This is a genomic window from Rhizobacter sp. (assembly GCF_031412075.1).
Classification (GTDB): domain Bacteria; phylum Pseudomonadota; class Gammaproteobacteria; order Burkholderiales; family Burkholderiaceae_C; genus Rhizobacter.
The window spans coordinates 1-6950 of the sequence record NZ_JANOCG010000465.1; the positions used below are offsets into that span (position 1 = coordinate 1).

Here is a 6950-nt window from a genome sequence, read left to right on the forward strand (position 1 = left end):
CACCGGCGCGCAGCGTTTTGCGCCGCTCAACAGCTGGCCCGACAACGTCAACCTCGACAAGGCACGCCGGCTGCTGTGGCCGATCAAGCAGAAGTACGGCCGCAAGATCTCGTGGGCCGACCTGATGATCCTCACCGGCAATGTCGCCCTCGAATCGATGGGCTTCAAGACCTTCGGTTTTGCCGGCGGTCGCCCCGACATCTGGGAGCCCGAGCAAGAGATCTACTGGGGCTCCGAAGGCAAGTGGCTCGAAGCCGAGCGCTACAGCGGCGAGCGTGACCTCGAAAACCCGCTCGCCGCCGTGCAGATGGGCCTGATCTACGTCAACCCCGAAGGCCCCGACGGCAACCCCGACCCACTCGCGTCGGCACGCGACATCCGCGACACCTTTGCGCGCATGGCAATGAACGACGAAGAGACGGTGGCGCTCATCGCAGGCGGCCACACCTTCGGCAAGACCCACGGCGCGGGCGACGCCACGCTGGTGGGCGCCGAGCCCGAAGCGGGCGGCATCGAAGACCAGGGTTTCGGCTGGAACAGCCGCCACGGCTCGGGCAGGGGTGGCGACACCATCAGCAGTGGCCTCGAAGTCACCTGGACCACCACGCCCACACGCTGGAGCAACAACTACTTCTGGAACCTCTTCGGCTACGAATGGGAGCTGACCAAGAGCCCCGCCGGTGCGCACCAATGGATTCCCAAACATGGCATGGGCGCCGGCACGGTGCCTGATGCGCACGACCCGTCGAAGCACCACGCCCCGGCGATGCTCACCACCGACATCGCGTTGCGCGTCGACCCGGCCTACGAAAAGATCTCGCGGCGCTTTCTGGAGAACCCCGACCAGTTCGCCGATGCCTTCGCCCGCGCCTGGTTCAAGCTGACCCACCGCGACATGGGCCCGCTCGCCCGTTACCTCGGCCCGCTGGTGCCGAAAGAAGAGCTGATCTGGCAAGACCCGGTGCCCGCCGTCGACCACCCGCTGGTCGACGAGCAGGATGTGGCGGCCTTGAAGGGCAAGCTGCTCGCCTCGGGCTTGTCGATCTCGCAACTGGTCACCACCGCATGGGCCTCGGCTTCGACCTTCCGCGGCGGCGACAAGCGCGGTGGCGCCAACGGTGCGCGCATTCGCCTGGCGCCGCAAAAGGATTGGGCCGTCAACCAGCCGGCCGAGCTGGCCACGGTGCTGGAAACGCTTGCAGCCGTGCAGAGCGAGTTCAATGCCGCACAGTCGGGCGGCAAGAAGATCTCGCTGGCCGACCTGATCGTCCTGGGTGGCTGCGCCGCGGTGGAAGCTGCGGCGAAGAAGGGCGGCCACGAGGTGAAGGTGCCGTTCTCACCCGGCCGCACCGATGCGTCACAGGAGCAGACCGACGTGGAATCGTTTGCTGTGATGGAGCATGCCGCCGATGGATTCCGCAACCACGCTCGCAAGGGGCTGGAAAGTGCGGCGGCCGAGCTGCTGATCGACAAGGCGCAGTTGCTCACACTCACCGCGCCCGAGATGACGGTCTTGATCGGTGGACTGCGAGCACTGAACACCAACGTCGGCCAGTCCAAGCACGGCGTGTTCACCCACCGGCCCGAGACGCTGAGCAACGACTTCTTCGTCAACCTGCTCGACATGGGCACCAAGTGGCAAAAGTCCGCTGCCACCGACGGAGTGCTCGAAGGGCATGACCGTGTGACCGGCGAGCTCAAGTGGACGGGCACCGTGGTCGACCTCGTCTTCGGCTCCAACTCGCAGCTGCGGGCGCTGGCCGAGGTCTACGCCAGCAGCGACGCGCAAGCGAAGTTCGTGCACGAGTTCGTGGCGGCGTGGAACAAGGTGATGAACCTGGACCGTTTCGACCTGAAGTGACCTTCACGGCCACCTGAGCAAGAAGGCGCGGTGTTCCCGCGCCTTCTTTTTGGCCTCGGGCTATCGCTGCTGGCACACTGGATTGGTCGCACCACCAAGTCAGGCCGTGTCAGAGATGTCCAAGTCCTATCTTCGCCTTCTCGACTGGAAGGTCGTGTTTTTCGCCTTGCTGGCCTGCTACGTCTTGCCGGGCATTCTGGTGGGCACCTTGCTCGCGACCGTGCTCCAGGAAACGATGCCGCAAACCGTCGGCAACCCCATCGCGTCATTCCTGGCGTTTGTGAGCTTTCTCGTGCCGCCGGTCGCAGGCGGGTACTTCGCGGCCCGGTTTGCCCGCTCCTTGCCCCGGCTGCACGTTCTTGTCGTCGGTGCACTCGGCGCGGTGTTGTCTTTGCTTGCGTTCCGGGCATCACCGCGCGCCATGGCGGCCTACGCCTTGACCTCGCTGGCGCTGGCCGCTCTCGGCGGCTTCATGCGCTTGAGGTCAGGCCCGAAAGACGAGGCCTGACCTTCGCTTCCGAAGCGTTCAGCCGACCTACTTCGCCGCCGCCGGAAACACCGGCAACTTGGCCACGTCACGGGCATCGTGCTGCAGGATCACTGTCGCCTTCAGCTGCGTCGCGAGCTTCTTGAAGCGGTCGAGTGAGGCCAGGGTTTCGGCGCGGCTGGTGTTGAAGCTGGGCACGCCGTTGGATTCGTAGTTTTCGTGAAAGTGCGCCAGGTCGCCGGTGATCAGCACGTTGCCTTTTTCCTTCAGGCGAACCAGCACGCTGTGGTGGCCGGGGGTGTGGCCCGGCGTGGTGAGCATGACCACCGTGCCGTCGCCGAACACGTCTTTGTCGAGCGGCACGGTTTCAAGCTTGGAACCGCCGCTGATCCAGGGGGCAAAGAACGCGGGGTTGGCGCCCACCGGTTTGGCCGAGGTGACGTTGGCCCAGTCGCCGGGTCCGATCAGCAAGGTGGCCTGAGGGAACGAGGCCATCTGGCCGGTGTGGTCGGCGTGGTAGTGGCTGATGCCCACGAACTTGATCTGCTCGGGCTTGATCTGCACTTGGGCCAGCAGGTCGACCAGGCTCACCTTGGGCGCCACGGCGCCGGCCGTCAACGCGTGGCCGGTGTCCCACAGCATGTAGTCGTTGCCGTGCTTGATGAGGTAGCAGCTGAAGACAAACGGGATCTTCACGCCCTGCATCGCGAAGGTGTCGGAGAAGCGGCCCACGTCGTTGGTGATGCCGGTGCCACATTCGAGGCGCGTCAGGGTCACTTCGGGCACATCGGCCGGGGCAGGTGTGGCCGGTGTCTGCGCGCAGGCCGAGAGCGAAATCACGGCACTGGCGCAAAGCGCCCAAGAGATCGGGGTGAACTTCATCGGGTCTCCTTGAATTTGGGAACGGCCAGAGCAACGTGGCGCGGGCGCAGCAGCATGCACCAGCTTGCAAATCCACTCTTGCCGAACGGTTCGTCACACGGCCCCGGCTTGAAACCCGGCCGAGCGCACACACTTGCGGGGTCTCGTCACAGCGAAGGCCACCCCGTGCCACTCGTCATCGTTTTGGGCCTGATGCTGTTGCTGGTGGCGCTGTTTGCCGGCCAGCCTGTGCTGACTCAATTACGCCGCGCGCGCATCCGCCGCCGGCCATTCCCGGCCGAGTGGCGCGAGATCTTGCGCCGCCGGGTGCCGTATGTGCGCCACATGCCGGCCGATCTGCAGTTGCAGCTGAAGAAACACATGCAGGTGTTCCTGGCCGAGAAGCCGTTCATCGGCTGCGCGGGGCTCGAGGTCACTGAAGAGATGCGCGTGACCATCGCCGCCCAGGCCTGCCTGTTGATGCTCAACCGGCGCCGGCCGTCGTACTTTGCGGAGCTGCGGCAGATCCTCGTCTACCCGGGTGCGTTTCTGGTCGACCGGGTGCACACCGACGGCGCCGGTGTGTTGCAAGACCAGCGGCGTGCCTTGTCGGGCGAATCGTGGTCGCAAGGGCAGGTGATCTTGTCGTGGCAAGACACGCTCGACGGTGCGGCCGTGATCGACGACGGTCAGAACGTGGTGATCCACGAGTTTGCGCACCAGCTGGATCAAGAAAACGGCCACGCCAATGGGGCACCGCTGCTGTCGGGCGCCAGGCGTTATGCACGCTGGTCGCAGGTGATGGCGGCCGAGTTTGCGCGGCTGCAGGCGCAGGTCGATGCGGGCCAGCCGTCGCTGCTCAGTTCGTATGGCGCCACCAACCCGGCGGAGTTTTTTGCGGTGGCCACGGAGGTGTTTTTCGAGCAGCCTCACCAGCTGGCCACCGACAGCCCGGCGCTGTTCCGGGAGCTGGGCCATTTCTACCGGTTGAACCCGCTGAGCTGGTAGCCGCCGGGCCGGCGTTTTGGGGGCAACAGCCAAATGTGCAATACGCACATTCATGTTACTGTCTCCACCCGACCACCGCCGTTTCCAGCCTCGTGAGTGCTGATCCCCCCCAAGCCGCACAAAGCGCCGCCCCCGACGCCGCACCCAATGCGGCCGCCTTGCTGCAGGCCTGCCGCTCCTTGTTGAAGCCGCTGGCCGAGCTGGCCATTGCCAGGGGCTTGCACCATGCCGACCTCGACGAGCTGCTGCGCGCCGCCTTCATCGACGCCGCCCTGGCCGCCCACCCCGACGTGCCGGCCACACGCGCGGTGAGCCGCGTCAGCGCGGCCACCGGCTTGAACCGCCGCGAAGTCAGCCGGCTGATGCAAACCGTGCCCACCGCCGAGGCCCGGCGCTCGCCGGCCACGCAGGTGTTCACCCGCTGGGTCAGCGACCCGACCGTGCTGCCGGGCGACGCGTTCCTGGCCTCGTTGCCGCGCCAGGGGCCCGCGCCGAGCTTCGAGAGCCTGGCGCAATCGGTGACCAAAGACGTGCACCCGCGAACCTTGCTCGAAGAGCTCTGCCGGCTGGGCTTGACGCGAGTCGACCAAGCCACGGACCGGGTCGAACTGCTGCGTGACCGGTTTGCCCCGGCCGGTGACGAGCCCCGCATGCTCGGCTTTCTGGCCAGCAACGTGGGCGACCACTTGCGTGCCGCCACCGCAAATGTGCTGGCCGACGCCCCACCTCACCTCGAACAAGCGCTGTTCGCCGACGAGCTCTCGCGCAGCTCGGTGCACCAGCTGCAACCGCTGGTGCGCGAGCAGTGGCAGCAGCTCTTGCGCACGCTCGCGCCCGCCGTGCAAAACCTGATCGACGACGACAAAGCCCAGCAGCGTGTGCAAGACCAGCGGCTGCGCATCGGCCTTTATGCCTACAGCGAAGCGATGGCCCCGCCCACCGCACCCGAACCCGCCGCGACACACGCCACGCCGGCCCGACCGAGGAGCTCCGCATGACACTCACCCATTCAATATGGCGCGCCTTGGCGGCGCTGCTGGCCACGGCCGCACTGGCCACGGCCTGTGGCGGTGTTGACAGCGGCGGCACCGGCCAGACGGCCCAGACCACGTCGACCGGCCGCATCTCGGGCTTTGGCTCGGTCATCGTCAACGGCGTGCGCTACGACGACAGCCAGGCCAGCATCGTCGACGACGACGGCGCACTCCGCGCGCGCAGTGACCTGAAACTCGGCATGGTGGTGGAAGTGACCGGCGAGCGGCGCGGCAACAGCGGCACCGGCGTGGCCTACCGCATCCAGTATGGCAACGAGATCGCCGGCCCGGTGGAGTCGGTCAACCTGCTGGCGGGCCAACTGGTGGTGCTGGGGCAGCAGGTGCGGGTCGACGTCGACACGCTCTTCGGCGGCTACGCCAACGGCCTGGCCGGTGTGCTGGCCGGTGACCTGGTCGAGGTGTTTGCGTTTTATGACACCACCACGGCGGTCTACACCGCCACCCGCATCGAGCGCCGGGCGACGCTCGCCGCCTACAAGCTGCGCGGCCGCATCAGCGCGCTCGACACCGTCGACAACCACAGCTTCTCGATCGGCAGTGCGTTGATCGACTACGGCAGCATCGCGCCACCCGCGCTGCCGCGGCTGGCCAACGGCCTGTCGGTGCGTGTCACCCTGCAGAACACGCCGGTGGCCGGCCGTTGGGTGGCGAGCTCGGTGTACACCTCGCAACGCAACTTCCCTGAGGCGGGCGAGGCCGAACTCGAAGGTTTTGTCAGCGGCTTCGTCAGCAGCGCGAACTTCTCGGTGGCCGGCATTCCGGTCGACGCGAGCGGGCCGGGCGTGAGATTTCGCCACGGCGACCCCAACGATCTGGCCAACGGCGTGCGCGTCGAGGTGGAAGGCGTGATGCGCAACGGCGTGCTGGTCGCAAGCGAGGTCGACTTCAAGCGCGGCGGTGACCAGGAGTTCGAGCTGAACGGCGCCATCGAATCGGTTGACACACCGGCCCAAACCTTCGTGTTGCGCGGCGTGACCGTGACTTACGACAACCGGACGGTGTTTGCAGCCGGCAGAGAGGTCAACCTGATGGTGGGCGCACGAGTTGAAGTACGTGGCACACCCTCGGCAGGCGGTGTGGGCTTGCAGGCACGGCAGATCCGTTTCGAACGATGAACCAACTCACCCCACTCACCCCGACGCGCCGCACACCGCTGTGGCGCGAGCCTGGCGACGCGCCCACCTTCACTGCCGGCCAGGCCACGCCGCATGTGCTGGTGGTCGAAGACGACCCGGTGCAAGCCCTGTTGCTCACCTTGATGCTCGAGCACCTGGGTGTGGCACCCTCCCTGGTCACCGACGGCGCGGCAGCGATCGAAGCGGTCAAGACCCACCGTTATGCCTTGGTGCTGATGGACTACCTGATGCCGGTGACCAACGGCATCGAGGCCACCCACCAGATCCGCCGTTGGGAGCACGACAACGGCCGCGCGGCCACACCCATCGTGGCGGTGACCGCCAGCGCCATGCACGACGAGCGCGCACGTTATGTCGAAGCCGGCATGAACGCTGTGATGCTCAAACCCTTTTCGGCCGGCACGCTGGCCGAATTGGTGTCACGTTTTGCCCCAACCCGGGCGCAAGCGCGCACACCTGTTCACCCTTGAAGGAACATCCAGATGACTACCTCACACTCGAATCTTTGTAAGGCACTGGCCCTCTTGGCCGCGTTCGCCGCC

7 protein-coding genes are annotated in these 6950 nt (G+C 66.3%); 6 read left to right on the forward strand and 1 reads right to left on the reverse strand.

Annotated features, from left to right (window positions below; translation table 11 throughout):
• Together katG and RMO40_RS17610 are read left to right on the forward strand one after the other, a co-directional pair.
• On the forward strand, nt 1-1861 hold a 1861-nt coding region (gene katG / locus RMO40_RS17605), incomplete at its 5' end, for a catalase/peroxidase HPI (protein ID WP_309724221.1).
• Between the two features lie 115 nt (nt 1862-1976).
• Nucleotides 1977-2369 (forward strand): hypothetical protein, encoded by a 393-nt coding sequence (locus RMO40_RS17610; protein WP_309724222.1) that lies wholly within the window; start codon nt 1977-1979, stop codon nt 2367-2369.
• A gap of 27 nt (nt 2370-2396) precedes the next feature.
• Here RMO40_RS17610 and RMO40_RS17615 read toward each other — a convergent pair whose 3' ends face one another.
• Entirely contained in the window at nt 2397-3230 is an 834-nt protein-coding gene (locus RMO40_RS17615) for an MBL fold metallo-hydrolase (RefSeq protein ID WP_309724224.1), read from the reverse strand.
• Between the two features lie 165 nt (nt 3231-3395).
• On the opposite strand from RMO40_RS17615, the gene RMO40_RS17620 reads away from it, so the two are divergent.
• The 4 genes from RMO40_RS17620 to RMO40_RS17635 all read left to right on the forward strand — a co-directional run bounded on the left by RMO40_RS17620 (nt 3396) and on the right by RMO40_RS17635 (nt 6878).
• Entirely contained in the window at nt 3396-4217 is an 822-nt protein-coding gene (locus RMO40_RS17620) for a zinc-dependent peptidase (protein ID WP_309724226.1), read from the forward strand.
• Between the two features lie 92 nt (nt 4218-4309).
• Entirely contained in the window at nt 4310-5215 is a 906-nt protein-coding gene (locus tag RMO40_RS17625) for a DUF6502 family protein (protein ID WP_309724228.1), read from the forward strand.
• Nucleotides 5212-6387, forward strand: coding sequence for a DUF5666 domain-containing protein (locus tag RMO40_RS17630; protein WP_309724230.1), 1176 nt, complete (start codon nt 5212-5214; stop codon nt 6385-6387). Before RMO40_RS17625 ends, RMO40_RS17630 begins: the two co-directional genes overlap by 4 nt.
• The gene (locus RMO40_RS17635; protein WP_309724232.1) at nt 6384-6878 is read left to right on the forward strand and encodes a response regulator; all 495 of its coding nucleotides are present in this window, start codon (nt 6384-6386) and stop codon (nt 6876-6878) included. Before RMO40_RS17630 ends, RMO40_RS17635 begins: the two co-directional genes overlap by 4 nt.
• Nucleotides 6879-6950: the final 72 nt, after the last annotated feature.